Here is a 24,532-nt window from a genome sequence, read left to right on the forward strand (position 1 = left end):
TCAATGTCACTCTTGGATAGGTATCACCTGCTTGTACACGACGTAGCTGCCGCCCTTGGGTACGACTACAGCGATGCCACGCCGGACTGGGTTCATCCGTTCATTCATCTCATACTGGTCTTGGCCCCCGCGCTGCTGATCAGTGTTGGCTCATATCTTGCTATTCGCGGCATTCTGAAGCTTTGGAAGTACCGCAGCACGCCTGCGATCCACCCAGAGCCCATACGAGGGCTCGAAGGAAGTCTTTTCAGCACCGTCTTGCGCTATTCAAGAAGGCAGCAAGCGTTGATGATCGTGGTTAGCCTCATCGCGATGCCTATACTCTATCTGACTTTGGAACTGCCAAAACAGATCGTAAACAACGCTCTGGATTCTGGCCGTTTCCCAGTTGCCGTTTTGGGACGAGACGTCGACCAGGTCGTTTTCCTCATGCTTCTTTGCGGTCTCTACCTTTTGGCTATTATCCTGAATGGGCTAAACAAATATAGCCTTAACGTCTTCAAAGGGTATGTCGCCGAGCGTTTTCTGCGGCGCTTCCGCCTGCTGGTCTATCGGCAATGGCGCAGCGATCCAGACTCCGGAAACCAAAGCGAGATCGTCCCTATTCTCGCACAGGAAGTCGAGCCCATCGGTGGCTTCGCGGCAGATGTCCTTACGCTGCCAATCCTGCAAGGCGGTACGCTTCTGACGATCCTGTTTTTCATGTTCGTTCAGGACCCTGTCTTGGGTGCCGCCGCACTGACGGTACTGCCAATTCAGCTCGTGCTGCTGCCCAAGCTGCAACGGCGGGTCAACGCGCTTTCACGCACCAGGATCAAGGAGGTCCGACAGCTTGGCAGGCAGCTCAGCGATCAATTGCGCGAACGGCAGGTCAATCCGGCCGGGCTGCTGCCAGTAAGCGCAAGTTTTAGAGAGCTTGAGCACGTGCGCAGGAAGATTTTCCGTCTGAAGTTCTTCATCAAGGCCCTCAACAATTTTCTGACCGCGCTGACGCCATTCCTGTTCTACTCTCTGGGTGGATATTTCGTCATCGAAGGGCGGATCACACTCGGCGCGCTGGTGGCCGTCCTGGCAGCGCACAAGGACTTCTCGGCACCGCTGAAGGAACTTTTCCGCTACTATCAGACCTTGGAAGACACCCGAATCCGGTATCACGAAATCACGGCTTTTTTTGCCGGGTCAGGCCACTCGTCCGAAGTGGCCCAGGCTGATGACAGTACGCTGGAAAAGGTCAGCCAATTCGAGCAATCGCCGCTCAGAAAAACGACTTTGCCTTTCGAGGGGCATGGAGACCTCGCTTCACAATGAAGGAGTTTGATAGCATGAAATGGGCAGCAATATTTTTTGCTCTGATCGCCGTTTCTGCGGCAGGATGGTACATCCTGCAGCCGACCCACTCCCAGACGAGTACTCAGACGGACGAAAGAATGGCACTTCCCGCAGGTGCGCTTGCAACTGTCAGGCTGCCCCCAAGTTTCACCGAGCAAGAGCAAATCGGCAAGCGTGCCTATGGTGCGGCCTGCGCGACCTGCCACGGCGTCAATGGGCAGGGTCAGGACGGCGTTGCTCCACCGCTGGTGCACAAGATTTATGAGCCGGGCCACCACGGTGACATGGCGTTTGTCCTCGCAGCACAGAATGGTGTTCGGGCGCACCATTGGAAGTTTGGCAACATGCCAGCTGTCGAGGGCGTAACACGAGCAGAAGTATTGAATATCGTGGCATATATACGGGCTCTTCAAAGGGAAAACGGAATTAACTGAGTGACCTGTCGACCTGAGGCAAAAGCATAACAGCCATCCAGTAGATAATAACTGTCATCAACGGGGAGAGAAACGAATGAAACCTAAATTTATCGCAACGCTAGCATTGGCATTGTCCGGAACAGGTGTTCTCGCCGATGGACATGCAACCGGCGACGCATCGGCCGGAGACAAGGTATTTAACAAGTGCAAGGCCTGCCACTCAATCGTCAGGACGGATGGTGACGTTATCCGAAAGGGTGGCGCGGTTGGGCCAAATCTTTATGGTGTGTACAACCGAACAGCAGGGACCGAAGAAATGTTTGGGAATAAATTTCGGGACTCTATTCGTGAAGCGGGCGAGAATGGCTTGGTCTGGAACGAGAGCGATTTCGTAGCCTATATTGCAGATCCGAAGAAGTTCCTCGCGACTTTTCTGAACGACAGCAAGGCGAAATCTGGCATGTCATTCAAATTGAAGAAAGAAACGGATGCCAAGGCAGTCTGGGCTTATCTCGTTTCGGTTGGACCGGAGGTTGAGGCCGATTAGATTTTTATTCGTTTGCACGGCTCTTTTTATGCTCGGTGCGCCCTTTGTAGCGGCTGAAGATGCCCCTCTGTTTCCAGTCAGACCACTGGTTGCACCGGTTGGGGATCACGCACGTGAACCCTCGCTTTCAACACTGCCCGATGGTCGGATCGTGATGAGTTGGACCGAAGGTAACAACGCCGTTCGGATGGCCCTGTTCGATGGCACCTATTGGACGGAGGCGCGTACAATTCATCAATCTGAGACACTGTTTGTGAACTGGGCCGACTTTCCGTCAGTCGTTGGGCTTAGCGATGGGACGCTTGCAGCGCATTGGTTGGAATTGAATGGGCCGGGCAGCTATCAATACGACGTAAAGATCGCTTTCTCCTTCGATGAGGGTTTGAACTGGACAACGCCAATCATACCCCACGATGACCGATCAAAGCGTGAACATGGTTTCGTGTCGCTAATCCCTGATGATAGCGCTGGTTTGACAGCTCTTTGGCTAGATGGTCGTGCATACGATAATCAAGCCGCAGACGACAGCTATGAGAATGCCATGCAGGTCCGCGCACGTCGCATTGCGCCGGACGGTTCAATGGGACCGGAAAGCCTGCTCGACCCACGCGCTTGTACGTGCTGTCAAACATCGGCCGTCCGCAAGGAAGCAGGTAACATCATAGCGGTTTACAGGGACCGAACAGCCGAAGAAATCCGCGATATTTCGGTTGTCAGGTTGGTCGAAGAAGAATGGACCGACCCCGAAACAATCTACGGCGACGGCTGGGAAATCGCAGGATGCCCTGTCAACGGACCTGCCATCGATGCGTTGGGAACGTACGCGGTAGTCGTGTGGTTCACCGGTGCCAATGGCGAGGCAAAGGCTCGAATTGCGTTTTCCAGGGATGGGGGCGCATCCTTTGAAGACCCGTTGCAACTCGATCTCGGCACACCCGCAGGTCGCGTAGATGTCTTGCAGATGGGTGACGGCAAAGCACTTGCTCTTTGGTTGGAGTATGCGAATGGCGGTGAAGCAATAGTCGTGTGTCAGGTGTCGCCGGAGAGCGGGTGTACTTCGCCACAAGCACTCCACATCAATCGTGGGCGAGAGTCGGTAGGATTTCCAAGGATTACGCGATCAGCAGCTGGCGTTGTCGTTGCGTGGACCGGGTCTGCACAGGGCAACTTGGCGGGGACAACCGTGGTTGGTGTCGAAGTAGCGATACCGTCTCCCGCAAGGTAATCTTCAGGACCAAAGCGACAAGTCGGTTCAAGGCTGTTCCATGGCGGTGAAAGTCAATATTCCGTCCTACTCTTAGAACCCCGCAAACGGATTATTCTAGCCTTGGAGGTTTATCGCTGCGCGAGGATCTCGTAGCCAAACAATCTGGTCACTAGAGCTTCGAAATCGTGAAATCTTTAGATCAAGAGCGCAACAATTGGACCGTCGAGGAATCGCTTCAAGATCGTCGGTAAACCATGGATAAAGATCCCGTCATTATTTACGGGACTGGTGTGATTGTTGTAGGTGCTTCAAGTTGTTGTGCGCCTTACTGTTTTCGAAAACATGCTGCGAAGAGACAGCGAAGGTGGAGTTTGGACTTTGTGACATTTAGCCAGATTGAATGACCGCATTGGCAACTTGAGCTGCAACGCAGCGACAAACCTGCCGCATGCGCGAAGCCGTGCTGCGTCAGCGAAATATGAAAAACGAATGACGGCATTGTCCCGCGATGTGCACCTTTACCAAGCATAAGCGAAGGTCGGCATTAGCCGGAGAAGAAATAACATAAACTTCATTATGCGACTTTATACTTAGCGTTGCGATAGTATATTATTGTATGTATGCTGAACTCCTATCACGGAGGCTCCACAGCATGCGCCATTTACTCAAGAAGCTCCTCCCCTCGGTCGCAGTCGCTTTGACCGTGACAGGTTCTTCGCTGCCAATACCCGCCCGCGCGCAGACATACCCGATCGATTGCGCGATCCTCTTGTGCCTGTCTGGCGGCTGGCCTGCTTCCGTCCCTTGCGCCCGAGCCCGCGCCGAATTTATCCGGCGGATTACACCTTGGCCGGTCGAACCACCGCTGCAAATCTGGCGCTGTCCCATGGGCGCCTCCTACGAGAACGATCGGTTACAAAACAACGCTGGCGGCATCTTTGAAGCCTTGTACCGAACCGACAGCCGTCGACCGCTTCAATCCTTGCCAGTAGATAATCTCGTTCCCACCGACCTCGCCCTGCGGCTCGTTCAGGACCGCGCGGACATCGATATCAGCGGGCCAGAGTTCAATTTCGTGCGGTCCATCCGCGTCTTCGATGTACGGTATGCACGACAGCACGAGTCCGGGCGCGATGGGGATTGTAACCGAAGCGCGACCGTGGTCCTCGGCACCTACGGGACCCAAGGCGATTTCTCATGGCAGCGATCTTCGATAACTGCCCTGCCCGAGGCCCATGTGGGACTTGAACGTTGGGGCGAGCATTGCCCTGGCATTTATCACCGATCCGTCTTCGTCGATTGGCGTGACTATGACGGCAACTACGGGTTCGAGCAGGTGAACTACTGACCTGCCGCTACGTAGATTTGTCATGGAAGACGGCTTCTTTGGCTTGCACGACCGCACCGCATACGCTTCGCGGTCCACATGCTGTTTGGCGTTTAGGCAAACACCGCGGGTTCGCTCTGTTCACCCGTCGTCGCTTCTTCCGATCCTCGTCAGCGCATCGAAGTCGATTTCTTGCTTCTGTTCGTCACTTATATCCGGCCGGGTTTCCGATACCGGCTGGGGCCCTTGGACGTCCCACATCACCGCATGTGAGCCTGTCCTCCAGCGATAAACCCAACCAACAACACTGCACCCATCGGTCCCGATCAGATTGGCGATCGCGACGCCCTCACCCTTATCTTCGTTCACTGTTTACTGGCTTCCTGCACTGCGGCGCTGCGAATTGCGGCGTGGGGTTGCAGAGCGTTCACTACGACCGCGCGCCGGGCTTCTTTGATGTTGGCTAACTGGTCCTCGATGAGGAAATGATCATCAGACCGGGAAAGTGGGTTCCCGTGTTCTCAACAATTCATTGGCTTCAAATCCTGTGGTCGGGCTCCGTGGCGGCTTCAACGATCGCCAGAACCTCGAACGGGTCAAAGCCGATGGCGCGCGCCAAGACGACCAGCTCGACAACGTCGACCCGGCGCTGGCCGCTCTCAAGGCGGGCAATAAGGGACTGGTGGCATCTGAGCCTGTCTGCCAGGTCTTTCTGACCAAGGCCCGCTTTGACACGGGCGTCGACCAACGCCTGACAGAGTGCCACTTGTCCCTTGCTTCTGATTGTCTTTGCCACGCGTCACATACCTTTTGTGACGTCGCTAGCGGATGAAATCTGTTATCTAAAAAGTAGATATATGAGGGTGTTATCGGCGTCTGGTTTCCATGGGCTGCAAGTCTGATGCTCCCGAGGTTGCCCATCAATCCCCTACCAATTGCAGGAACCGGCCATATTCCTCGCTGACTTCGCGCGCTTCCTCGAAGGCGCGGGCCCGTTCACCGTCGAGGCAACGGAAGTAGCTCTGGATATCCTGAATGTAATCTTCGAAGTCGCCGCGGATGATATCCGCATAGTCCCGCGCGGCCTGCGAATCGCTTGGCAGGAAAGGACGGGATGGCGCAAAGCAGGATTCCGCCAAAACCGGCCCAGGAACGCAGATCAGAAGGGCCATAGCTTGCAATGGGAGCAGGCATGTCAACCTTGGGTTTCTCAAACCTGTTATCTCCTTGATCGCGGACACTGGCCGTGACTAGTGTTTGCGTAACCAAACTACAGCCAAAGCACGATATTACATCTTGCGGTTGATAATATACTATCGTAACTCTGGGCTTCAAGTAGGAATGCCTGGGGTCGCGCCATTGGAGAAAGCGTGAGCCGGGCCATGAACTGGGACATCGAAGCACCAAATGTGGTTACGGAAGCCAGGTTCCGCGAGCTCGTGGAAAGCGGCTATAGCGCAGAAATCCTGTGCCAGGAGTCGGCACATAAGAAAGGCCCCAGCTATTACGGGGTCTGGATCATGCGCGTTGTCTCTGATGATGGGGTGGAAAAGCTCCTCGTCACCGCCCGCACACGGACGACCTACAACGATATCAAGATCCGCGAGTTCAAGACGATCTCCGGCGTGGTGTCTTTCTTCATTGGCCTTGGCTTTGCGCATGTCGACCTGCCGCTTGAGGCGGGCACAAGCCGCACGCATAAACTCGCCCCGTCAGACAAAGCCTCGTCAGACAAGGCCGCTGACAACTAACCTCGTCTGCCTCTGGCTGGTCGCAGCACCTGCCTCAGCGCAAATGGTCCTGGTCATGGAGAGCGACGGCTCCCTGATCCCGTCCCGCTCCCAAAGCAGCTTTGCTCGAAACTACTATGACGGGATTGGTCAGAGTTCGGCTTCCGATGGGATCGCGATCTTCGGCGAGGTAGAGGCCGAGCAAGAGGGCGTCCAAGTCGCGGCCCTTGCCCGCATGACTCCCCTGCCCCGCGCCGATGTTCTCTCCGGGATTCAGACCACGGCCTTGCGCTATGCCGGCCATCCTGGCCTGCGTCGCGCGGGGCTTTCCGTGACGGATTGGCTGGCTCTCTATCGGGCCAATATCGAGGTTGAGAGCGCCTACCGGCAGGATGCGATTTCAAGTGCAGGTGCCATTGGCCTTGGTCAATTGATGCCAGCGACGGCGCGTGATCTGGGCGTCGACCCGCGTGATCCGCTGCAGAACCTCGACGGCTCCGCCCGCTACCTCGCGATAATGCTGGAGACGTTCGGCGATCCGCACCTGGCGCTGGCTGCCTACAACGCCGGACCCGATGCGGTCCGCCAGTATGGCGGCGTTCCCCCCTACCGAGAAACCCAGAACCACGTGGCCCGCGTCATGGCCGTCGCGGCCCGATTGGAAGGATCAAATTCATGAAACAGATTTCAAACCTCTTTGTCGCCTCGCTGGCGCTATTCCTGCTGATTGCCGAACCCGCCCTCGCCCAGAGCATTGATCTCTCCCCGATCCAGAGCCTGTTACAGGGCATCGTGGATGCGCTGACCGGCCCACTTGGCGTTGTCATCGCGACGCTTGCCGTTCTCGGCGTTTTCTTGAGCTGGTTCTTCAACATCATCGACCTGCGCCAAGCGCTTTGGGTCCTCGTGGGCATCGCCGGTGTCGCGGCTGCCCCCACCATCGTTGCCGCGGTCTTTGCCGGTGGCTGAGCGCTCGCCTCTCTTTCTCGGCCTCGTGCGCCCGCCGAAGCTTCTGGGCCTGCCCATCATGTACGCGATGGTCTGGCTCTTTGGCTCGGTGCTCTTGTTCGTCTGGGTCCAGCACATCGCGGTGCTGGGCGTGGCCACCCTTCTCTATCCGGTGCTGTGGAAGGCCGCCGATTGGGACCCGCGTTTCATCGACGTGATGATGACGGCCCTGCAGGAGACACCGCCCACGCGCAACAGGTCCATCCATGGCGGGGACAGCTATGCCCCGTGATGACGCCCGTGATGCTGCGCTCGATGCCCGCACGATGACGCCGGACTGGTATGCGCGCGAGACCCGCCTCGCGCATATGCTGCCCTATGTGAGCCTCGTCGACGACCAGACCGTGCGGACCCGGGTGAACGAACTCTTCCGCTGCATCCGGCTCGAGGGGATCAACAGCTACACGACGGACGATGCCTATCTCGACAAGGTGACGGCGCTCTTTGCCCGCATCGTCGCGCAGCTCGGGCCGGAATTCAGCTATTACGTCCACAAGGTCTCCAAGGCCATCAAACCTGATCTCGACCCGATCCGTGAGGACAGCTTCGCAGGCGAGGTTGACCGGCGCTGGCGCGCGAAACTCGAGACCAGCGGGCTCCGCGACAAAACACTGACGCTCACCGTCATTCACCGCCCGCCCCCGAAAAGCCTCCTGCCGTTCCTCAGCCGCAGCGCGCCGGACCGACTGAAGGAGGAGACCCGCAAACGCCTGCAGCGCCTCGGTGAGGCCGTGAACGTCTTCCTGTCCGGCCTCGCAGAGCTCAAGCCGCGCATGCTCTCAGCCGGATCGGGAGAGTTGGTGGGATTCTTGGGCGCGCTGAACACGGGCACCGAGCTGCCGCTCTACCCGGCCAACACCTACGGCTTTTTGTCCTTCAACGTCGCCAATACCCGCGTAACGTTTCACGGAGACCATTTCGAGCTTTCCGAAGGCGTCGTGGGCCATCGCTACGGCAAGAGTTTCACCATCGGGGAATATGCTGAGGCCACCTCCTGCACCATGTTCGACATGCTGAACCTGCCGGTCGACATGATCGTGACGCACTCCTTCACGCCGATCAATTCGAACCTCATGGCGGGCCGCATCAAGCGGCAAAAGCGCCAGATGCAGGCCAGCCAGGACGCGGCCCTCTCGCTCCTGGAAGCCCTCGACATCGCCGCCGATGATCTCGAGGCCAAGCGCCAAAGCTTCGGCGAGCATCACATGGTCGTGACGCTCTTTTGCGACACGCTCGAAGAACTGCAAACCCTCAGCGCCGAGATCATGAACGCCGCCGCAACCGAAGGCGTGAAGATGATCGGCGAGCGGGTCGCGGCCAAGGCGCATTACTTGAGCCAGCATCCCGGCAACCAGCCCAAGCGCGTCCGTGCCAGCGCCGTCACCAATCGCAACTTCGCGGATTTTGCGGCCTTTCACCGGACACAGCTCGGCAAACCCGCCGCGAAAACCCCATGGGGCCGGGTCGTCACCTATTTGCCCACGCCGGAGCAGAGCGCCTACCGGTTTTCCTATCACGAGCAAGGTTCGCCCGACAAAGAACCGACCAGCGGGCATACCCTGATCATGGGACGGCCCGGGTCGGGTAAATCGGTGTTGTCGGCCTTCCTGATGACCCAGGCCCGTCGCGCAGGCGCACGGATCTTCGTCTTCGATTACCGTAATGGTATGGAGATGGCGGTCCGCGCCAATGGCGGGCGTTACGCGTCCCTGAACGCCGGTCAGCCTACGGGTCTCAACCCGCTCTGGACCGAAACCGATGCACGCGGCACCGCCTGGCTCTCGGACTGGCTCACCACGCTGCTCTACCGCGCCGACAAGCCCCTGACCCCGGCACAGACCAACCGCATCCAGGAAGTGGTGCGCCAGAACGCGCAGGCCTCCAATCCGGCCCTGCGGAACTGGCGGGATTTCGCATCGCTTTTTGTGTCCACCGATGATGGCGGCGATCTGCACCAGCGCCTGTTTGAGTGGACCGAAGACGGCCGCTATGGGTGGATCTTCGGCCAGACGCTGGAAGATACGTTCTCGCTCGAAGGCGAAGTGGTCGGGTTCGATCTCACCGGCATTCTCGACAGCGAGGCCGAGAAAGAACGCATGGCGGTCCTATCCTATCTTTTCCGCCGGGTCGAGCGCGAGATCGAGGATCGTCGCCCCACAATCATCGTGATCGACGAGGCCTGGAAGGCGCTCGACAACGCATATTTCGCCGAACGGTTGTCGAACTGGCTCGTGACTGCGCGCAAGCAGAACACCGTCGCGGTGATGATGACGCAATACGCAAGCCAGCTCGAGCGCACCCGGACCGGCAAGACCATCGTCGAGGCCGTGCCGACGCAGATCCTGCTGCCCAATATCCGCGCGCAGCCTGCGGACTACGCCATGCTGAACCTCACGGAGAAGGAGCTCGACGTCCTTCTCAACACGGGCAGCAACAGCCGCTTGGCGCTCATCCGTGACGATCAGGGCTCGATCGTCGTCGATGCCGATCTGAGCGCGCTTGGACCCAATCTCACCATCCTTGGCGGCATGGAAAAGGGCGAAGCGCACGTTGGCGCCGATTATCGCACCCGCCCGGACTTCTGGAGGCTTTCATGATCCGTATTCTCTTGTCCCTGACAGCACTCGGCCTGCTCGCTTCCTGTGCGCAGTATCGCGAACCGCAGGCAAACTGCTTCACCTTCCTGGCCTCGACAGCCCCTGTCGCGCCTGATTGCACCTTCACGCCTCTAGATGCGCCGGAGGGCGACATTGAAGTCTAGCCTGCCTCATATCCTCGCGTTTTGCCTGCTGCCTGGTCTCGCCTTGTCTCAAGGTGTGCCGACCAATGACAGTGGGCTGACCTCGCGTGACATCGTCGAGACCGGTGATCGCGAGGCTGACTTGGCCGTTCAGGCCGACAAGCTCGCCGTGCGCGAACTCATCGCGGAGATCGAGCGCGAACAGCTGGCAACCCTGCAACGCATCCTCGATGCCCAGACCAGCTTCGGCGGTCAGGGCTTGCCGGCTATGGTCTCGGGGCTGGAAAGCGGCAGCGGGTATCCGGCCCGGTCAGTCGAGGCGGTCTATGGCAATGCCGACATCGACCCCAATCCCGGCGGTGCGCAGATGTTCGGCGACGCCGCCGAGAACATCGAGCAGCTCATCATCCGCGTCGCCCAGGAAACCAGCGACTTTGCGGGTGTCGGCCGCGCTGGTCTCTCACCCGTCCAATGGCGCGCGTTGCTGCAAGCGCTCATCTGGCAGGAAAGCCGTTTCACCATTGGGGCACGGTCTCCCGTCGGCGCCTATGGCCTCACCCAGATCATGCCCGGCACCGCCAGCGATCTCGGCATCAACCCGGATTACTATGACAGCCCTTACCTGCAGGTGCATGGCGGCGCGCGCTATCTCGCGACCCAGCTCAACACATTCGATGGCAACATCATCAACGCGCTCGCGGCCTATAACGCCGGACCCGGCCGGGTGTTCGAGTATGGCGGCGTGCCGCCCTTTGCCGAAACCCAGCATTACGTTCAGGTCATTCCCGAACGCTACAATCTCTACCTGAGCCGTATCGGCGGGATCGAAGCGCTTGGCACGATCGACCCCGCGCTTCTGGCCAATGCCAACCTCTCAATCACCGGGCACGGCGCGGCCTTCTATGGTAACAACTCACCCGCCGCGATCAGGCAAGCCGCCTTCCGTATTGCGGACATCGTCGAGCGGATTTCCGAGACGGAAGACGTGCAAGAAAGCATCGCGCTCAACACCTATGCCCGCGCCGAACTCGTGCGCCTCGTCGCTGCACGCATCCGGCTTCAGGCGGCCCGCACCCGAGTCCTCTCTGCCGAGGAGCTGGCCCAGGCCAGCGCCCGCATGGCCGAAGGCGCGTTCATGGATTTTACGATCAGGGAGATTGAATGATGGGACGGAAGTTTCTGAGAGCGGCCTTGGCCGCAACGCTTGGGATTGGCCTGCATCTGGGAGCCCTCTCCCCTGCCGCGGCGCAGGGCGTGCCCGTCGTCGACACCCAGAACATCGCGCAAAACATCCAGCAGCTCCGGCAGATGATCGAAGACGAGATCCTGCAAAACGAGCAGCTGACGCAGCTCCGCGAACAGCTCGGCCTTCTCACGGATCAACTCGCGGAGCTGCAAAGAACCTATGAAGCGCTCACCCGACTTGCCGAGCTTCCAGAAATCATCCGCACGGAAATGGAAGACGAGTTGAACGGACTGCTCGACCAGGAGTTCGGAGACATCCTCGCCACCATCGAGGCCATCAAGACGGGTGACTTCTCAGGTCTGTCGGGCTCCGGTGCAGGCGAGATCGAAACCCAGATGGACCGGGTGCTGGCCGATCTCGGCTTCGATGAAGACACGCTCTCGGAAATGGCCACCAGCGGCAATCCCGGGGCCAACCGTGTGGCCACGCAGGCAACAACCGGCGCACTCGTCTCAGCCGCCGCCCAGAACAGCTATGAAGATGCCGGCCAGTCGCTCGAGCGGGTAGACCGCCTTGTCGGGCTCATCGACGACATGGAAGAGCTCAAGCAAAGCATCGATCTCAACACGCGCGTGACCGCGGAGCTCGCCATTGCGCTGGTCGCCATGTGGCAACTCGAAGCCATCCAGACCGTAGGCGATGGCACAGGCGGCGTGATCGATGCCGCCACCATCGCCGAAGAGCAGCGCTTCATGGATTTCACGTTACCGGACCTCCGGGCCGAGTGATCGCGAGGGCATGACGGGTGGCGACTGAACAAGAAATCATCGAGGAAGAACTGGTCTACGGTGCCTTGCGCCGCGAACGGCTCTGGCAACGCCTTGGTCTGGCAGGTCTTGTCTTCGGCATCATCGGCTGTCTGAGCGCAGCAGCAGTCGCGATCCTCGATGTCGATCCGCCCCCCGTCGTTGTCCCCTATGATCCCGCCACCGGCTTTGCACTCCCCGAAGCCTCGGTGGGCGCCTCCTCGGTGACCGCCAACCAGGCGATCATCGAGGCGGAGGTGTTCCGCTATGTGGCCGACCGGGAGGTCTATAACCAGCTCGACAACGATCTGCGCATCCGCAGCGTCCTGCGCCGCTCGGACGGAGCTGCCGAGAGCGGGCTGCGCCAGATCTGGAACAGCGCAAATGAAAACTATCCGCCGACCGTCTATGGCCCCAATGCTCGGCTCGACGTGGAAATCCTCAGCATCAACCGGATCGGAACCAACCGCGCGACGGTCCGCCTGCGCAAGCGCCTGACGTCCATTAACGGCACCCAGACCGGCCTCTTCACTGCGACGCTTCTCTTCGAGTTCCGCCCGGAGACCCGCCGCTCCATCGATGAGGTCTGGACCAATCCATTCGGCTTCACCGTCCTCGAATATTCCATCCGCTCCGACAGATTGGAGAACTGATCTTGTTTCCCGTACGAATTGCATTTGTTGTCCTTATCGTTTTGTTGCCGGGGTTGGTCGCCGCCGAAGCCATCCCGCGTGGCGGTCCCAACGACAGCCGGGTGCGCTTGGCCACCTACCAGGAGGGTCAGGTCTACCGTCTCAGCGTGTCACTCACCCATGTGACCACCATCGAGTTCGGGATCGGCGAAAGCATCCGCTCGATCATCGCGGGCGACACCGAGGGCTTCGAGATCGACGGCGTCCCGGGCGGTCAGGCCTTCGCGATCAAGCCCGTCGCGCGCGGGGTGCATACCAATGTGACAGTCTATACGAACCGCCGGAGCTACTACTTCAACGTCGAGGAGGTCCGCAGCCCAACCTTCTACGTGGTGCAGTTCCGCTATCCTGATGACGCTGCGCGCCCGACCCGGGCCATCGCCGCCCAAGCACCAAACTACAATTACGGCGCCAGCGCGCGGACCGAGTTCACGCCAACGCGCATCTGGGATGACGGGACGTTCACGTATTTCGCGTTTCCGAGAAACGCACCTGTGCCAGCGATCTTCCGCTACGCGGGCGGCCGTGAACGCACGGTCAACACGCAAACCCCTGAAGACGGCGTGATCCGCGTCAGCGGCGTGAACCGCCAATGGATCCTGCGACTTGGCGAAGAGGTGGTCTGCATCGAGGCGATCGCGCCCGCGGAGGCCACCTCATGAGCGATACCGGGAACACCGAGCTGGAAAAACGCCTCGCCGCCCTTGAGAAAGGCAGTGCCCGCGCCCCCACGGCGGCGCAGCGCCGGTCGCCCCTTCTCGCGCTGATCGTGATCCTCGTCATCGGCGTGGGTGGTGCCCTGCTTTATCTCCTCTCACAGCCCGACGAAGAGGAAGCCTTACCGACGGCCACCCCGGACGTCTTCCAAAACGAAGGGGACGGCTTTGGCGCTATCGAGACCTTGCCCCCGCCCGAGCCCGAGGTTGTGTTCGTCGGACCAGACCCCGTCGAGCCCAACGCGGAGCTTCTGGCGCAGATCACCGCCCTGCAGGCCCAGATCGAGGAGTTGCGCAACGCCCCTGAACCAGTTGTCGAGGAAGACACCGCCGCCGCAGAGGCAATTGACGCGCTGACTGCTCAGATCGCGGCGCTACAAGCCGCCTCGGAAGCAGCACAGCAACGATTTCAGGACGAACTGACGGCGCGGGATCGAAGTCTTGAACAACTCCGCATGGATCTGGAATTGGCCCAACTCGAGGCCAGCCGACCGCAACCCGCACCAGCGGGCCCCACGGAAGATGAGCTGCGCGCACGCGAGCAAGAGCGACTGCGCCGCGAGGAAGAAGCCCGGCGCATGGCCGAGCTGGAGCGCCGGGCCGCGGAGGAACGCGCCTTCCAGGAGCGGCGCATCGCCTCGCCCACCATCGCGTTTGGCGGTGCCTCAGGAGCGAATGAAACGGCTCTGACCGAACGCACCTTCGGCGAGGTGACGGATTTCGTGCTGAACGGTGCGCTGCCCTCCACCGTGACGCAGGCCGAGGTGATCGCCAATCCTTCCAACACCATCATCCAGGGCACCATGATCCAGGCCGTCATGGAAACCGCCCTCGACAGCTCACTGCCCGGCCAGACCCGTGCCGTGGTGTCCGAGGATGTCTACAGCGTCGATGGCGCGCGCCTCTTGATCCCCCGCGGATCCCGTCTCGTCGGGCGCTACCGCGCTGGCGTCGATATTGCGCAGCGCCGCGTCACGATCGCTTGGGACCGGATCATCCTGCCCGCGGGCCAAACCGTCCAGATCAGCTCCTTCGGGGGCGATGAACTTGGCCGCTCCGGCGTCACGGGTTTCGTGGACACGCGTTTTGCCGAGCGTTTCGGGTCGGCCGCCCTGATCTCGCTGATTTCGGCCGCGCCAAGTGCCGCCGCCTCCGAGGTCCAGGATGAGACTGCCGCCGACGTTCTCGAAGACGTTGGCGATGATCTGGCAGATGCCACGGACAGCGTCATTGGCGATTACCTCTCCATCGGCCCCGTCATCTATGTCGACCAAGGCGCGCGCGTCACCGTCATGGTCGACCGCGATCTGGAGATCTTCTAGCCCGATGTCGCTCAGCTATCTCGAGACATCCCTTGACCGGATCGACGCCGCCGCCCGCGACGATGTCATCGAGATCTGTATCAACCCCGACGGGACCTGTTGGGGCGAATTCCAGGGCGATCACTTCATGCGCGCGCTGGATCAAAGGCTGACGGGCGTTCAGGTCAGGGACCTCGGCAACCAGATCGCCTCCTCGGCCAATACCACGATGAGCAAGGACCGCCCCATCGTCTCGGTCTCGATCACCTACAAGGGGCGCCCGATCCGCGCACAGGTCATCACCCCGCCCGCCGTGCTCTCGGCCTCGTCGATCAGCCTGCGGTTCTTTTCCAGCCTGCCGCTCAAGGGCATCGAACTCGACTTTCTCTTCGGTAAGGAACGCAAGCTCGAAGAACTGCGCCTCGAGAAAACGCGCGAGCTGCGCGAGGTCGTGGCCTCCGGTTTGATCGATGACGCCCTCGCCTTCTGTGTCGAGAACAAGCTCAACATGATCGTCTCGGGCGGCACCTCGACCGGCAAGACCGTCGCTGCGCGAAAGATCCTCTCCCATGTCCCGTCTGAGGAACGCATCGTCACCATCGAAGAAGCCGCCGAGCTTCTACCGACGCAGCCCAATGCTGTGACCCTGATCGCCAATCGCGATGCGGAATTCCAGACCGCCGATGTGCTTCTCACCGCCACGCTGCGCATGCGCCCCGACCGGATCATCCTGGGCGAGGTGCGCGGCAAGGAGGCCATGACCTTTCTGGAAGCCATCAACACCGGCCATGGAGGCTCGATGACCACGCTGCATGCCGAAACCCCGCAATTGGCCGTGCAGCGGCTCGCGATCGCGGCGCTGAAGACCGAAATCCCGATGACCTATGCCGACATGATCCAGTACATCGAGAACTCCATCGACGTGATCATCCAGGCCGGCCGCCATGACGGCAAACGCGGCATCACAGAATTCTACCTCCCCGGCGCAACTGAGATTGGAATTTCCCAATGAAGACATTTGAATACGATATTCTGTCCTTTCCCATGACCCGCAAAGCCAGCCTTGCCGACATGCAGGCCAGCCTGAATGCCAAAGGTGCGAAAGGCTGGGAGGTGGTGTCGATCAGCTCCTCGGAATTCGCCAATGTGGGACACACGGTCTTCCTGAAGCGTGAAACCACAGCCACCGGATCCACGGCATGAGGCAGGCGAGCTGTACCCTCGTACTGACTGCGCTGGTCCTGGGCCTGACGTCGGCACCCGGCTTCGCTGAGCGCAATCTCGTGCCGACCCTCGAGCGCAGTTTCGACGTCTGTCCAGACCGGCCCGCTGAACCCGTGTGGATGCAGGAGATCCCCCTGCGCCAATCTTATCAGCGAGTTCTGGTTCAGGACATCTACCGCGCCCAGAACCTCGAGCGGATTGTCGAGACCGTCAGCTGCGCCTGCGAAATCCGGTTCCCGTCCTGGGACGCTGCCGAAGCGGTGTTTCGGGAGAGCTACGCGAGCGACGAACGATGGGAAATGCTCGAAGCCTCCGACGCCTACAACCGCCGCGCCAACGCCGCCCGAACTGCCGCCAAGGCCATCTGCGACGCCGCAGGTAATTGGTAAGGCAGCCCCGCGATGAGTGTCGTCACCTACTTCGTTGAAACCTCCCAGGGCTATCTCGACACCGCCGCAGAAACCCAGTTCGGATCGGTTGCGGCAACGGTTGGCACGCTTCTGGTGCTGGGAACAACGCTGGTGGTGGTTCTCGTTTTCCTGAACATGGTCTACCAGTACAAGGCGATGGACGGACGCACGGCATTCTGGCTCGCGGTCAAGATCGGGCTCATCGGGATATTTGCAACCAACTGGGTGCAGTTCAACGCCCTCTCCTCCGCCATCCTGGCCGGGATCGACAGCATTGCGGGTGCGCTGGTTGCTTCCGTTGGTGGTGGAACTCCCGGCCCTTCTGGCACTTTCGCAGAAGAGTTTGACCGGCTAATCGCGGAACTAGGGGACTATCTCAACGCCGCTGGGTCCGAGCTGAACTGGATGGCAGGGGCCATGCTCGACATTGTCGGGGTCCTCTTGCTCTCGATCCTCGGCGGGCTGGCCGCCTTCATCCTCGTGGCATCCCGCCTGATGATCGCACTTCTGATCGGGATCGCACCGGTGATGATTTTCCTGACCCTCTTCGAGGTCACCAAGGACTATTTCGCGCGCTGGCTGTCGGCGCTGGTCTCCTTCGCGCTCTACCCCATAGTCGTGGCCGGTGTGTTCGCGACAATCACGGGTGTCTCCTCTGCCCTCATCGGCGAACTCGGCGACCCGGAGGGAGCCTCAAACATCGGCGCGCTCATTCCCTTCTTCATGATGGTGCTCATGGCCAAGGGCTTCATCATTGCCACGCCCTTCATCGTCCGCGCGATCTCCGGAAACATTATGATGCCCGCCCTCTCCGGTGGTCTCGGCGGCGGCTACAGCTTTGCCCGCGCCGCCATGGGAAGCCAGCAGGCCTACAATCGCTACCTGATCGGAGGCGCAAGTGGCGCAGAATACGCAGCCCTCAGGGCGCGGCAGTTCTTCGGCGTGCAGCAGATGCCCGTGAGGCAGGGCATGGGGCAGACGGGTTCCGCAGGAGGCGCAGGATCCGCAGACTCGGGGTCAAAAATGCTGGCGCAGCTGGCGAGACTGGGTCGACTTGGCCGACGGTGACGGCCCGTAGCGGACCTTCACATATCGAGTCGCGAAGGTCCGGTTCCGGGGTGTTACTAACATGAAGGAGTGCGCAACGGAAAGCCGTTGCACCATCAGAACATTGACCCCAAGTCAGAAGCCCCTGTCGGGTAAGCGGCAGGCATCGCTTTCACCTGCGCCGCCGTCAGCCCCAGCTTGATCGCCAGCGAGAAGACGTTGATCAGCTCGGCATACTCCGGGCCGAACATGTGGGCTCCGAGGATCTTGCCATCCTTGCCGGTGATAATCTTCGCACCGGCATGTGTTTCACCGATGCGCTTCTGCGAGAACCAGCCCGAGGTGTCGGTGAAGCTCACCTCCACATCACCCACCTCTCGCGCCTCTTCCTCGAGCAACCCGACCCGCGCCAGCTCGGGTATGGTGAACACCACGCTCGGCACTCCAGTGTAGTCGGGTTCAGTCCGCTTGCCCTTCAGCATGTTGGAGGCGGCGATCTTACCTTCGAACACAGCTACCGGGGTCAGCGGCTTTCCTGGCGAGGCGGCAGCGTCTCCGGCCGCATAGATGCGTGGGTTCGACGGAGATTGCAGCCAAGGCATGACCTTCACGCCACCGTGCTCGGTTTCGATATCGGCAGCCGCAAGGTCAAGATGGTCGATGGCAGGCACCCTACCTGCACCGTGAACGACGAGATCGGCTTCGATGGAATGGCTCTGACCGGCCCTGCGGTAGAGCACCCGGCGCGCCCCATTCGCGTCCTCGATCCGTTCCATTTCGGCCTCGGCCGCGATCTTAATCCCGGCTTCGCGGCTCCGTTCGAGCAACATCTTTACGAGTTCGGGGTCAAACATCTTCAACTGGCGTGCGCCGCGGTCGAGGATTGTCACCTCAGCTCCCGCCAGCGCGGCGATATGGGCGAATTCGAAGGAGATGTAGCCGCCACCGACAAAGGCGATCCGGCGCGGCAGTTCGGCGAGGTTCAGGAAATCGGTGCTGTCGATCAGTCGCTCGGCACCGGGAAATTTCAGCGGCCTCGGCTTTGCGCCCGTAGCAATCAGTGCGCGGCGAAAGGCGATCTCGCCGTAGCCGTCGATCTCGATCCGGTCCTCGGCGGTGAAGCGCGCGCGGCCATGTAGCGTTTTCACCCCGGCCTCTGTCAGCGCACTTTCCATGCTCTCGGGCACCGGGTCGGTGAAGCTCTCCTTGTGCTTCATCAGCGTGGGCCAATCGATCCTGGTCTCTCCTGCGACGCCCTTGCCTTCGAGCAGCCGCACGGCCTCCACCGCCTCGGCGCCGGCGCGCAGCATCTTCTTCGGGTCGCAGCCCCGGAGTGCGCAGGTGCCGCCATAAGGCAGCTCGTCGACGATGGCGACGGACCAACCCGCCTGGCTGCATTTTTTCGCGGCGTTGATCCCGGCCATGCCGGCGCCGATGACGATCAGGTCGAGTGTCTCGGTCATATGTGCTCCTCGTTCATGCTTGTCAGTCTGGGGCCGCTTACGCGTTCAACGATAGCGACCCATCAATCGTTCACTCAGCCCCCAGATCGCCATAGTGCCTCCACCCGTCGCAATGCCGAGCCAACGCCAGCCGTCCTCTCCGAGCGGCACCAGCCCCGTGCCATGGCCCAGCACAGGAAGCGTCATCGCCAGCAGGAAGGGCCCGGTGTAGCGGCAATGGACCCGGCCACAGCGCCGGGCATTGAACAGGCAGGCACTTCCCATCCACACCAATGCCAGCAACCAGATCCCCATCTTGGGTCCATCGGGCAGTGGAATCGCCAGCACCATGGCACCTATCGGCAACCACCAGGCAAGAGCGGCGCCGAGAGTCGAACCGAGGAGGTCGCGCTTCGATTTTCCGCTCATGCCTTCACCCAGCGCAGCAACTGAGAGCGGCCACGTCCTTCTCGAAGGTCTGGGCCGCAAGCTTCAGCCCTTCCACTGTCGTGAGATAGGGCATGATGGTATCGCCCAACTCCTCGTAGGTGAGCCCGGCTTTCAGCGCCATCGCTGCGGTCTGGATGCTGTCTGCGCCCTCGGGGGCGAGGATCTGCGCCCCCAGCAGGCGTTTGCTGCCTGCCTCGGCCACCAGCTTGATCAGACCGCGCGTGTCGCGGGCGGCAAGCGCGCGGGGGACTGCGTCGAGCGGCAGGACCGAGGTGAGGACCTCGTGTCCAGCGGCGCGGGCCTGTGCCTCGCTCAGTCCCACGCCCGCCACCTGCGGATCGGAGAACACGACCCAGGGCATCGTGCTGTTGTCGTAGCTGCGTGCCTCTCCCGCCACCGCGTTCCGGGCGGCGAGCTTGGCGCCGTAGGCCGCCATATAGACGAACTGGTTGCGCCCTGTGACATCGCCAGCGGCCCAGACGTTCGAGTTGGTGGTGCGCATCTGCGCGTCCACCACGATGCCGCCGCGCGCGCCGGTCACGATCCCGGCCGCGCCGAGGTTCAAGCCATCACTGTTCGGCACCCGCCCGGTGGCAAGCACCAGTCGCTCGGCGATGAAGTTCTCACCCCCGTTACCGGTCAAACGTAGGCCGTCGCCGTCGCGCACCACGCTCTCGTAGCCGGCGACCCGCGCCAAGCGAATACCCTCGGAAGCGAGGTAGCCCTCCAGTGCTTCGGAAATCTCGGGTTCGGCCTCGGGCAGCACACCGCGGCGGCTGACCAGCGTCACCGCGACACCGGCACGGGCGAAGAGCTGCGCAAACTCCACGCCGATATAGCCCGCACCGAGGACCAGCATTGAGGCGGGTAGAACGGTGAGTTCCAGCGCCGACGTGCTGTCGAGGGCGCCGATATCCTGAATGCCGGGGATCGCGGGCGCGTGGGGACGCGATCCGGTGGCGATAACGATCTTCGCTGCCGGGAACGCCGCGTCGTCTACGGTAAGACTGCCTTTGCCGTCGAACCGGGCGCGACCTTCGATGTAGTCCACGTTCTCGTGCCGAGGCAGCACGTCGGCGTATTTTGCCGCGCGCAACTCCTCAACGAGCGCCTGCTTTTGCGCAACCGTCGCAGTCCAATCAGTCACGCTGGCTTCGGCACTGATGCCGTCAAACCGATTGGCGGCGCGGGCGTGGTGAAGGCCCTCCACGGCGCGGATCAGGGCCTTGGAGGGCACGCAGCCCACGTTCACGCAGGTCCCGCCAATCGTCCCATCGCCGATCAGCGCGACTCGAGCCCCGGCTTCGGCGGCGGTAATGGCGGCCGAAAATCCGGCCGAACCAGCGCCGATCACAGCGAGATCGTAACCGCCCTTGGGAGTGCAGCAATCTTTCATATCATTCTCTCTTCAATTCGTGCGTTGGCGCCGCCAGAGCGCAAAAATGGTGATGCCGATGAACACTGCCAGCGCCGGCAGGAGCACGAAGTCGAGCCAGCCCAGCATGGCCGAGAGCCCGACCGCGCCCAGCAGGACCACAAGGACCGGGGTGAAGCAGCACAGCGCCACCAGGACGGTGCCGATCAGCCCGTATTTCAGCATGCGGTCGTCCTTGGGGTTTGTCTCGCGCTCGCTCACGAGACGTCTTCCTGGGCCACTGTTGCTCCATAGCCCACTCCGGTGACGGCGGCGATCAGCTGGTCCGGGTCGGTGGCGAGATCGTCATAGTGCAGGACGTAAACGCCATCCTCGGCCTCGCCCTCGAGGAATTCCGCGATCTCCACAGTCTCCACGCGCTTGAGCGCAGTGGCGACGATATAGCTGCACGAGGGGCAGGTCAGACCAGTGACGTGCAGGCGGGTCTCGGCTTCGGCTGCAAAGATCGCGGTCGGCGAGATCCAGAGGATGGCAGCGAGTAACACTTGTCTCATGATGGGCTCCGATATCAGAAGGTTAGGATGCGCGGCGCGACATAGGGAAAGACCAAGGCCAGCAGCACCACGGCCAGCGCACCCCAAAGCAGTCCGCGCATCAGGCCGCGATCCACCGGGCGCGCGCAGACCCCGGTGCCACAGTCCTCGGCAGACACAGGTCGGTAAGCCTTCCAGAATCCATAGCCGAGCGCCGCCAAGGCGAAGGAGAGGGTTATCCACTTGTAGGAGTAGAGCGCTGTAAGTTGGCCGATGAAGACCCCGGTGACGCCAAGGCTAACCAGGACCAGCGGCAGGATGCAGCAGGAGGTCATCGCCAGCGCCCCGAGCACCCCGGCGCCAGTGGCGGTCCATCCGGTCCTGTCGGGGCTGTCGCCCTCCCAACGTTCGGTATCGTTCGTCTCGATCGTCATCGTGTCACCCTGTTGTCGTTCGATGACTGACAAGATAGGGTCTGTAGCAGCTACAGGATCAAGGAGAAATTTCATGTCGGCTGATCACGCCCCCGCGAGCGAGCTCAAACGCTCCGATCTGGCCAGGCTGACCGGCTGCAACCTCGAGACGATCCGTTATTACGAAAATGTCGGCCTGGTGCCTGATCCGCCACGCACCGCATCGGGCCATCGCCGCTACAGCACGGCACATGTGGAGCGGCTGAACTTCGTGATGCGCGCGCGGGACCTTGGCTTTACTATGGAAGAGATCCGCGGGCTGCTATCTCTCGTCGATCGCGGCAGCCACACTTGTGCCGAGGTCGAGCGGATGGGGCGCCACCATCTCGAGGTAGTGCGCGACAAGATCCGCGATCTCCAAGTGATCGAGACCGTGCTCGCTCAGACAATCGCACGCTGCACCGGCTCGGACACACCAGATTGCCCCCTGCTCGACGTCCTTAGTGCGGGACAGACCAAGTCAGAGTAATCAGAAAGCTCGGTGGAATAGCTGTCATACACGCGAATTGCAGCGAATGGCCGTTGTCCGCCCTCTATGACCGTCAGACCATGCCCACCGCCCTACCGGTGAATTGGCTTTTTGCCACCCTCCTCCTCTCGCAGCATCTCTTCCATTTCATCCAATCCATCGACAGCAGAGCGCATCTGCGCCTCATCATCCACGCCCACTGTCTCGGCATCCGCAACCTGGCCCCCAAAATCCATTTCCATCTGTCGCTGTTCCTCGGCGATTACGGCTTGAACGACAGGCGCAGTCTTCTTTGGGGTGACATCGGTTTGCCCTGACGATTGGCCATCAGCAGCGTGGCGTGCGGCCTCAACGTCGGCGTCGGGTCCGCCTGCTCCGTCCGAAGGCGGCGTCATCGGCATGGCGCGCACACTCAGCGGCAGCGTGCCCTGCGGCCCCCCTCCCCCCGGCTTCGGAAACGGCAACTCCCCCGTCTGCGCCGCGTGGATCGCCTTGAACAGCCGATCGTCAAAATATTGGATCCGCTTCGCGCGGACCGGCATCTGGGCATCGATCACCATGACGATCTCGTCGAGCGGCAGGCGGCGCGCCTCATCCTCGGGCAGGAGAGAGCTTTCTTCGGTCCGGGTGGACTGGCTGCGTCCTTCAAAGGGGTTCTTGCCGATGGACTGGGAGCGCGTGATGACGGTCTTCGTGGTCTTGCCAACCGCCTTGCTCAGCTCTTCGACGGTCTTCTCATCAGAAGGCGTCAGGTAGAGCTTCACGCCCGCGTTGCCCTGCAGGGCGCGGCGGGTGTTCTCGCCGTAGATTTCATCGAGGGCGGGGATGGTTTGCGTGACCACAGCCAAATGCCCGCGATAGGTGCGCAGGGTCTCGATGCTCTCGACCACGATGGGCATCTTGCCCAAGCGATTGAACTCGTCGAGCATGATCATCACTGGCCACTGCTCATCCGGCCCGGGGTCCTTTTCCTGCATCGCCGAGAGGAGATCGGAGAAGAAGAGCCGGATCAGCGGCGCGAGGGGTTTCACCATCAGCGGCTGGACCACGAGATAGACCGAAAAAGGCTTCTTGCGGATCGTGCGGAAATCAAAGTCCGAGACTGCCGTCGCCTCATCGATGGCCGGGTTCTGCCATTGATCGAGCCCCGAGGTCATCAGGAGCGAGACGTAAGAGGTCAGCGTGTCATTATTGGTCGAGGCCAGCCGGGTGAAGATCAGCTTGGCGGCCCTGTTGTCGACCTCGTGGCCGCGCGCGAAGTATTCCTTCTGCTTGTTCCCGCCCGAGGCGGCGATCCGATAGATTTCGCCCAAGGTGGGGCGCTTGCGCTGGAAGGCCAAGAGCCCTGCCGCCACGAAGAGATCGATCCCGCCCTTGAGGAGGCCCTGCACCCGGTCATTGTCGCTCTGCAGGAACAGCGTCGCCAGGAGCTGCAGTTCCATCTGCTGGCGCGCGGGATCTTTCAGTTGATGGATGCGCAGGAGCGGGTTGTAGCGATGGGTGCGCTTGCCCTCCCAATCGGTGGGGGCAAAGCGATAGACCTTGTCGCCTTGGCCTGCGCGGTGCCGGGCCGTTGCCTCGAAACACTCGCCCTTCACATCGAGCGTCACGGCGGAGCCTTGCCAGGTCAGCAGGTTCGGAATGACGAAGCCCGTAGTCTTGCCGCGACCGGTGGGGGCCACGATCAGCGCATGCGGGAAAACCTTCGAGCAGATGTAATTGGCGCGGGAGCCCGGCGGCCCCAGCTTGCCGAGGATGAACCCGGTGCCGGGCGCCCCGAAGAACCCATTGGCCTTCATCTCGCGCGCGGTCTGCCAATGGGTCTGGCCAAAGCGTGTCAGGGCGGACCCCGAGAGGGCGAGGCTCAGCATCAGGCCGGCGGCAGCGAAGCTGCCGATGATCAGGTGAATAAGTTGCGCATCCTCCGGGCGGCGGTCCAGGATCGCCAGATAGTTCTGCGCGATATATGCAAAGTCGATCTCGGCCCCGAAGCCGAGATCCTGGTAGGTCAGCACCGCCGAGGCGATGGTATAGCCCATGGCCCCGGTCACCAGCGTCACCAGCAGGACGCCTGTGGCGATCCGCGCTTTTCCCATGGAGGCGC

At 61.1% G+C, this 24,532-nt stretch carries 30 protein-coding genes; 21 read left to right on the top strand and 9 right to left on the bottom strand.

Features of this window, described 5'->3' with window-relative positions; genetic code table 11:
• Positions 1-3: 3 nt before the first annotated feature.
• The 5 genes from ACN2XU_RS18965 to ACN2XU_RS18985 all read left to right on the top strand — a co-directional run bounded on the left by ACN2XU_RS18965 (position 4) and on the right by ACN2XU_RS18985 (position 4,847).
• Complete coding sequence (locus ACN2XU_RS18965; protein WP_027238596.1) at positions 4-1,308, top strand: ABC transporter transmembrane domain-containing protein; 1,305 nt, start codon at positions 4-6, stop codon at positions 1,306-1,308.
• 14 nt (positions 1,309-1,322) lie between these two features.
• Positions 1,323-1,763 (top strand): c-type cytochrome, encoded by a 441-nt coding sequence (locus ACN2XU_RS18970; protein WP_027238597.1) that lies wholly within the window; start codon positions 1,323-1,325, stop codon positions 1,761-1,763.
• A 76-nt stretch (positions 1,764-1,839) separates the two neighbouring features.
• Positions 1,840-2,292, top strand: coding sequence for a c-type cytochrome (locus ACN2XU_RS18975; protein ID WP_027238598.1), 453 nt, complete (start codon positions 1,840-1,842; stop codon positions 2,290-2,292).
• A 154-nt stretch (positions 2,293-2,446) separates the two neighbouring features.
• Entirely contained in the window at positions 2,447-3,517 is a 1,071-nt protein-coding gene (locus ACN2XU_RS18980; protein WP_096708181.1) for a sialidase family protein, read from the top strand.
• 634 nt (positions 3,518-4,151) lie between these two features.
• Positions 4,152-4,847, top strand: a complete 696-nt coding sequence (locus ACN2XU_RS18985; protein ID WP_173674657.1) for a hypothetical protein — start codon at positions 4,152-4,154, stop codon at positions 4,845-4,847.
• A 517-nt stretch (positions 4,848-5,364) separates the two neighbouring features.
• On the opposite strand, the gene ACN2XU_RS18995 is transcribed toward ACN2XU_RS18985, so the two are convergent.
• Complete coding sequence (locus ACN2XU_RS18995; protein ID WP_017470289.1) at positions 5,365-5,622, bottom strand: helix-turn-helix domain-containing protein; 258 nt, start codon at positions 5,620-5,622, stop codon at positions 5,365-5,367.
• A gap of 124 nt (positions 5,623-5,746) precedes the next feature.
• On the bottom strand, positions 5,747-5,998 hold the full coding sequence (locus ACN2XU_RS19000; RefSeq protein WP_008327366.1) for a hypothetical protein: 252 nt from the start codon (positions 5,996-5,998) through the stop codon (positions 5,747-5,749).
• A gap of 210 nt (positions 5,999-6,208) precedes the next feature.
• Between ACN2XU_RS19000 and ACN2XU_RS19005 the strand changes: the two genes are divergently transcribed.
• From ACN2XU_RS19005 to ACN2XU_RS19075, 15 genes are read left to right on the top strand one after another with little or no spacing between them, the layout of a single operon-like run.
• A complete protein-coding gene (locus tag ACN2XU_RS19005) occupies positions 6,209-6,577 on the top strand; it encodes a hypothetical protein (protein WP_027238602.1) in 369 nt (122 codons plus the stop codon).
• A 43-nt stretch (positions 6,578-6,620) separates the two neighbouring features.
• A complete protein-coding gene (locus ACN2XU_RS19010; protein WP_027238603.1) occupies positions 6,621-7,235 on the top strand; it encodes a lytic transglycosylase domain-containing protein in 615 nt (204 codons plus the stop codon).
• Positions 7,232-7,525 carry a TrbC/VirB2 family protein gene (locus tag ACN2XU_RS19015; protein WP_009503803.1) on the top strand — a complete coding sequence of 98 codons (294 nt, stop codon included), beginning with the start codon at positions 7,232-7,234 and terminating at the stop codon, positions 7,523-7,525. Before ACN2XU_RS19010 ends, ACN2XU_RS19015 begins: the two co-directional genes overlap by 4 nt.
• Positions 7,518-7,796 (top strand): VirB3 family type IV secretion system protein, encoded by a 279-nt coding sequence (locus tag ACN2XU_RS19020; RefSeq protein ID WP_027238604.1) that lies wholly within the window; start codon positions 7,518-7,520, stop codon positions 7,794-7,796. Before ACN2XU_RS19015 ends, ACN2XU_RS19020 begins: the two co-directional genes overlap by 8 nt.
• Positions 7,786-10,161 (top strand): VirB4 family type IV secretion/conjugal transfer ATPase, encoded by a 2,376-nt coding sequence (locus ACN2XU_RS19025; protein ID WP_040182600.1) that lies wholly within the window; start codon positions 7,786-7,788, stop codon positions 10,159-10,161. Before ACN2XU_RS19020 ends, ACN2XU_RS19025 begins: the two co-directional genes overlap by 11 nt.
• Positions 10,158-10,325 carry a hypothetical protein gene (locus ACN2XU_RS19030; protein ID WP_024099338.1) on the top strand — a complete coding sequence of 56 codons (168 nt, stop codon included), beginning with the start codon at positions 10,158-10,160 and terminating at the stop codon, positions 10,323-10,325. Before ACN2XU_RS19025 ends, ACN2XU_RS19030 begins: the two co-directional genes overlap by 4 nt.
• Positions 10,315-11,469, top strand: coding sequence for a lytic transglycosylase domain-containing protein (locus ACN2XU_RS19035; protein WP_024099337.1), 1,155 nt, complete (start codon positions 10,315-10,317; stop codon positions 11,467-11,469). Before ACN2XU_RS19030 ends, ACN2XU_RS19035 begins: the two co-directional genes overlap by 11 nt.
• Positions 11,469-12,278 (top strand): type IV secretion system protein, encoded by an 810-nt coding sequence (locus tag ACN2XU_RS19040; RefSeq protein WP_040104422.1) that lies wholly within the window; start codon positions 11,469-11,471, stop codon positions 12,276-12,278. The genes ACN2XU_RS19035 and ACN2XU_RS19040 overlap by 1 nt, the downstream gene beginning before the upstream one ends.
• Positions 12,279-12,295: 17 nt before the next feature.
• The gene (locus ACN2XU_RS19045; protein ID WP_024099335.1) at positions 12,296-12,949 is read left to right on the top strand and encodes a VirB8 family type IV secretion system protein; all 654 of its coding nucleotides are present in this window, start codon (positions 12,296-12,298) and stop codon (positions 12,947-12,949) included.
• 2 nt (positions 12,950-12,951) lie between these two features.
• Positions 12,952-13,650 (top strand): TrbG/VirB9 family P-type conjugative transfer protein, encoded by a 699-nt coding sequence (locus ACN2XU_RS19050; RefSeq protein ID WP_024099334.1) that lies wholly within the window; start codon positions 12,952-12,954, stop codon positions 13,648-13,650.
• Entirely contained in the window at positions 13,647-15,026 is a 1,380-nt protein-coding gene (locus ACN2XU_RS19055; protein ID WP_024099333.1) for a TraB/TrbI/VirB10 family type IV secretion system protein, read from the top strand. The genes ACN2XU_RS19050 and ACN2XU_RS19055 overlap by 4 nt, the downstream gene beginning before the upstream one ends.
• Positions 15,027-15,030: 4 nt before the next feature.
• On the top strand, positions 15,031-16,017 hold the full coding sequence (locus ACN2XU_RS19060) for an ATPase, T2SS/T4P/T4SS family (protein WP_024099332.1): 987 nt from the start codon (positions 15,031-15,033) through the stop codon (positions 16,015-16,017).
• Complete coding sequence (locus tag ACN2XU_RS19065; protein ID WP_024099331.1) at positions 16,014-16,208, top strand: DUF4177 domain-containing protein; 195 nt, start codon at positions 16,014-16,016, stop codon at positions 16,206-16,208. The genes ACN2XU_RS19060 and ACN2XU_RS19065 overlap by 4 nt, the downstream gene beginning before the upstream one ends.
• Complete coding sequence (locus ACN2XU_RS19070) at positions 16,205-16,618, top strand: hypothetical protein (RefSeq protein WP_024099330.1); 414 nt, start codon at positions 16,205-16,207, stop codon at positions 16,616-16,618. The genes ACN2XU_RS19065 and ACN2XU_RS19070 overlap by 4 nt, the downstream gene beginning before the upstream one ends.
• A gap of 12 nt (positions 16,619-16,630) precedes the next feature.
• The gene (locus ACN2XU_RS19075; RefSeq protein WP_024099329.1) at positions 16,631-17,707 is read left to right on the top strand and encodes a TrbL/VirB6 family protein; all 1,077 of its coding nucleotides are present in this window, start codon (positions 16,631-16,633) and stop codon (positions 17,705-17,707) included.
• Between the two features lie 95 nt (positions 17,708-17,802).
• Here ACN2XU_RS19075 and ACN2XU_RS19080 read toward each other — a convergent pair whose 3' ends face one another.
• The 6 genes from ACN2XU_RS19080 to ACN2XU_RS19105 are packed head-to-tail and all read right to left on the bottom strand — an operon-like array spanning position 17,803 to position 21,920.
• On the bottom strand, positions 17,803-19,149 hold the full coding sequence (locus ACN2XU_RS19080) for a dihydrolipoyl dehydrogenase family protein (protein WP_024099328.1): 1,347 nt from the start codon (positions 19,147-19,149) through the stop codon (positions 17,803-17,805).
• A gap of 45 nt (positions 19,150-19,194) precedes the next feature.
• The gene (locus ACN2XU_RS19085) at positions 19,195-19,557 is read right to left on the bottom strand and encodes a hypothetical protein (RefSeq protein ID WP_027238612.1); all 363 of its coding nucleotides are present in this window, start codon (positions 19,555-19,557) and stop codon (positions 19,195-19,197) included.
• A 4-nt stretch (positions 19,558-19,561) separates the two neighbouring features.
• Positions 19,562-20,974 (bottom strand): mercury(II) reductase, encoded by a 1,413-nt coding sequence (gene merA / locus ACN2XU_RS19090; protein WP_024099326.1) that lies wholly within the window; start codon positions 20,972-20,974, stop codon positions 19,562-19,564.
• 12 nt (positions 20,975-20,986) lie between these two features.
• On the bottom strand, positions 20,987-21,178 hold the full coding sequence (gene merF / locus ACN2XU_RS19095; protein WP_081731463.1) for a mercury resistance system transport protein MerF: 192 nt from the start codon (positions 21,176-21,178) through the stop codon (positions 20,987-20,989).
• A 32-nt stretch (positions 21,179-21,210) separates the two neighbouring features.
• Positions 21,211-21,507, bottom strand: coding sequence for a heavy-metal-associated domain-containing protein (locus tag ACN2XU_RS19100; RefSeq protein WP_024099324.1), 297 nt, complete (start codon positions 21,505-21,507; stop codon positions 21,211-21,213).
• A 14-nt stretch (positions 21,508-21,521) separates the two neighbouring features.
• The gene (locus ACN2XU_RS19105; RefSeq protein WP_024099323.1) at positions 21,522-21,920 is read right to left on the bottom strand and encodes a mercuric transporter MerT family protein; all 399 of its coding nucleotides are present in this window, start codon (positions 21,918-21,920) and stop codon (positions 21,522-21,524) included.
• A 73-nt stretch (positions 21,921-21,993) separates the two neighbouring features.
• On the opposite strand from ACN2XU_RS19105, the gene ACN2XU_RS19110 reads away from it, so the two are divergent.
• Positions 21,994-22,428: a MerR family transcriptional regulator gene (locus tag ACN2XU_RS19110; RefSeq protein WP_024099322.1), complete on the top strand. Its 435-nt coding sequence runs from the start codon at positions 21,994-21,996 to the stop codon at positions 22,426-22,428.
• 92 nt (positions 22,429-22,520) lie between these two features.
• Here ACN2XU_RS19110 and ACN2XU_RS19115 read toward each other — a convergent pair whose 3' ends face one another.
• Complete coding sequence (locus tag ACN2XU_RS19115; RefSeq protein ID WP_096873517.1) at positions 22,521-24,524, bottom strand: type IV secretory system conjugative DNA transfer family protein; 2,004 nt, start codon at positions 24,522-24,524, stop codon at positions 22,521-22,523.
• Positions 24,525-24,532: the final 8 nt, after the last annotated feature.

The sequence above is a fragment of the Pacificoceanicola niger genome (genome assembly GCF_048553275.1).
In the GTDB taxonomy this organism is placed as follows: domain Bacteria; phylum Pseudomonadota; class Alphaproteobacteria; order Rhodobacterales; family Rhodobacteraceae; genus Pacificoceanicola.

What these genes read in the sequence shown, in the direction of transcription:
- ACN2XU_RS18965 (WP_027238596.1), top strand. Translation starts at nt 4, where the DNA reads ATGTCACTCTTGGATAGGTATCACCTGCTTGTACACGACGTAGCTGCC.
- ACN2XU_RS18970 (WP_027238597.1), top strand. Translation starts at nt 1,323, where the DNA reads ATGAAATGGGCAGCAATATTTTTTGCTCTGATCGCCGTTTCTGCGGCA.
- ACN2XU_RS18975 (WP_027238598.1), top strand. Translation starts at nt 1,840, where the DNA reads ATGAAACCTAAATTTATCGCAACGCTAGCATTGGCATTGTCCGGAACA.
- ACN2XU_RS18980 (WP_096708181.1), top strand. Translation starts at nt 2,447, where the DNA reads ATGAGTTGGACCGAAGGTAACAACGCCGTTCGGATGGCCCTGTTCGAT.
- ACN2XU_RS18985 (WP_173674657.1), top strand. Translation starts at nt 4,152, where the DNA reads ATGCGCCATTTACTCAAGAAGCTCCTCCCCTCGGTCGCAGTCGCTTTG.
- ACN2XU_RS19000 (WP_008327366.1), bottom strand. Translation starts at nt 5,998, where the DNA reads ATGGCCCTTCTGATCTGCGTTCCTGGGCCGGTTTTGGCGGAATCCTGC.
- ACN2XU_RS19005 (WP_027238602.1), top strand. Translation starts at nt 6,209, where the DNA reads ATGAACTGGGACATCGAAGCACCAAATGTGGTTACGGAAGCCAGGTTC.
- ACN2XU_RS19010 (WP_027238603.1), top strand. Translation starts at nt 6,621, where the DNA reads ATGGTCCTGGTCATGGAGAGCGACGGCTCCCTGATCCCGTCCCGCTCC.
- ACN2XU_RS19015 (WP_009503803.1), top strand. Translation starts at nt 7,232, where the DNA reads ATGAAACAGATTTCAAACCTCTTTGTCGCCTCGCTGGCGCTATTCCTG.
- ACN2XU_RS19025 (WP_040182600.1), top strand. Translation starts at nt 7,786, where the DNA reads ATGCCCCGTGATGACGCCCGTGATGCTGCGCTCGATGCCCGCACGATG.
- ACN2XU_RS19030 (WP_024099338.1), top strand. Translation starts at nt 10,158, where the DNA reads ATGATCCGTATTCTCTTGTCCCTGACAGCACTCGGCCTGCTCGCTTCC.
- ACN2XU_RS19040 (WP_040104422.1), top strand. Translation starts at nt 11,469, where the DNA reads ATGGGACGGAAGTTTCTGAGAGCGGCCTTGGCCGCAACGCTTGGGATT.
- ACN2XU_RS19055 (WP_024099333.1), top strand. Translation starts at nt 13,647, where the DNA reads ATGAGCGATACCGGGAACACCGAGCTGGAAAAACGCCTCGCCGCCCTT.
- ACN2XU_RS19060 (WP_024099332.1), top strand. Translation starts at nt 15,031, where the DNA reads ATGTCGCTCAGCTATCTCGAGACATCCCTTGACCGGATCGACGCCGCC.
- ACN2XU_RS19065 (WP_024099331.1), top strand. Translation starts at nt 16,014, where the DNA reads ATGAAGACATTTGAATACGATATTCTGTCCTTTCCCATGACCCGCAAA.
- ACN2XU_RS19070 (WP_024099330.1), top strand. Translation starts at nt 16,205, where the DNA reads ATGAGGCAGGCGAGCTGTACCCTCGTACTGACTGCGCTGGTCCTGGGC.
- ACN2XU_RS19075 (WP_024099329.1), top strand. Translation starts at nt 16,631, where the DNA reads ATGAGTGTCGTCACCTACTTCGTTGAAACCTCCCAGGGCTATCTCGAC.
- ACN2XU_RS19080 (WP_024099328.1), bottom strand. Translation starts at nt 19,149, where the DNA reads ATGACCGAGACACTCGACCTGATCGTCATCGGCGCCGGCATGGCCGGG.
- ACN2XU_RS19085 (WP_027238612.1), bottom strand. Translation starts at nt 19,557, where the DNA reads ATGAGCGGAAAATCGAAGCGCGACCTCCTCGGTTCGACTCTCGGCGCC.
- merA (WP_024099326.1), bottom strand. Translation starts at nt 20,974, where the DNA reads ATGAAAGATTGCTGCACTCCCAAGGGCGGTTACGATCTCGCTGTGATC.
- merF (WP_081731463.1), bottom strand. Translation starts at nt 21,178, where the DNA reads ATGCTGAAATACGGGCTGATCGGCACCGTCCTGGTGGCGCTGTGCTGC.
- ACN2XU_RS19100 (WP_024099324.1), bottom strand. Translation starts at nt 21,507, where the DNA reads ATGAGACAAGTGTTACTCGCTGCCATCCTCTGGATCTCGCCGACCGCG.
- ACN2XU_RS19105 (WP_024099323.1), bottom strand. Translation starts at nt 21,920, where the DNA reads ATGACGATCGAGACGAACGATACCGAACGTTGGGAGGGCGACAGCCCC.
- ACN2XU_RS19110 (WP_024099322.1), top strand. Translation starts at nt 21,994, where the DNA reads ATGTCGGCTGATCACGCCCCCGCGAGCGAGCTCAAACGCTCCGATCTG.
- ACN2XU_RS19115 (WP_096873517.1), bottom strand. Translation starts at nt 24,524, where the DNA reads ATGGGAAAAGCGCGGATCGCCACAGGCGTCCTGCTGGTGACGCTGGTG.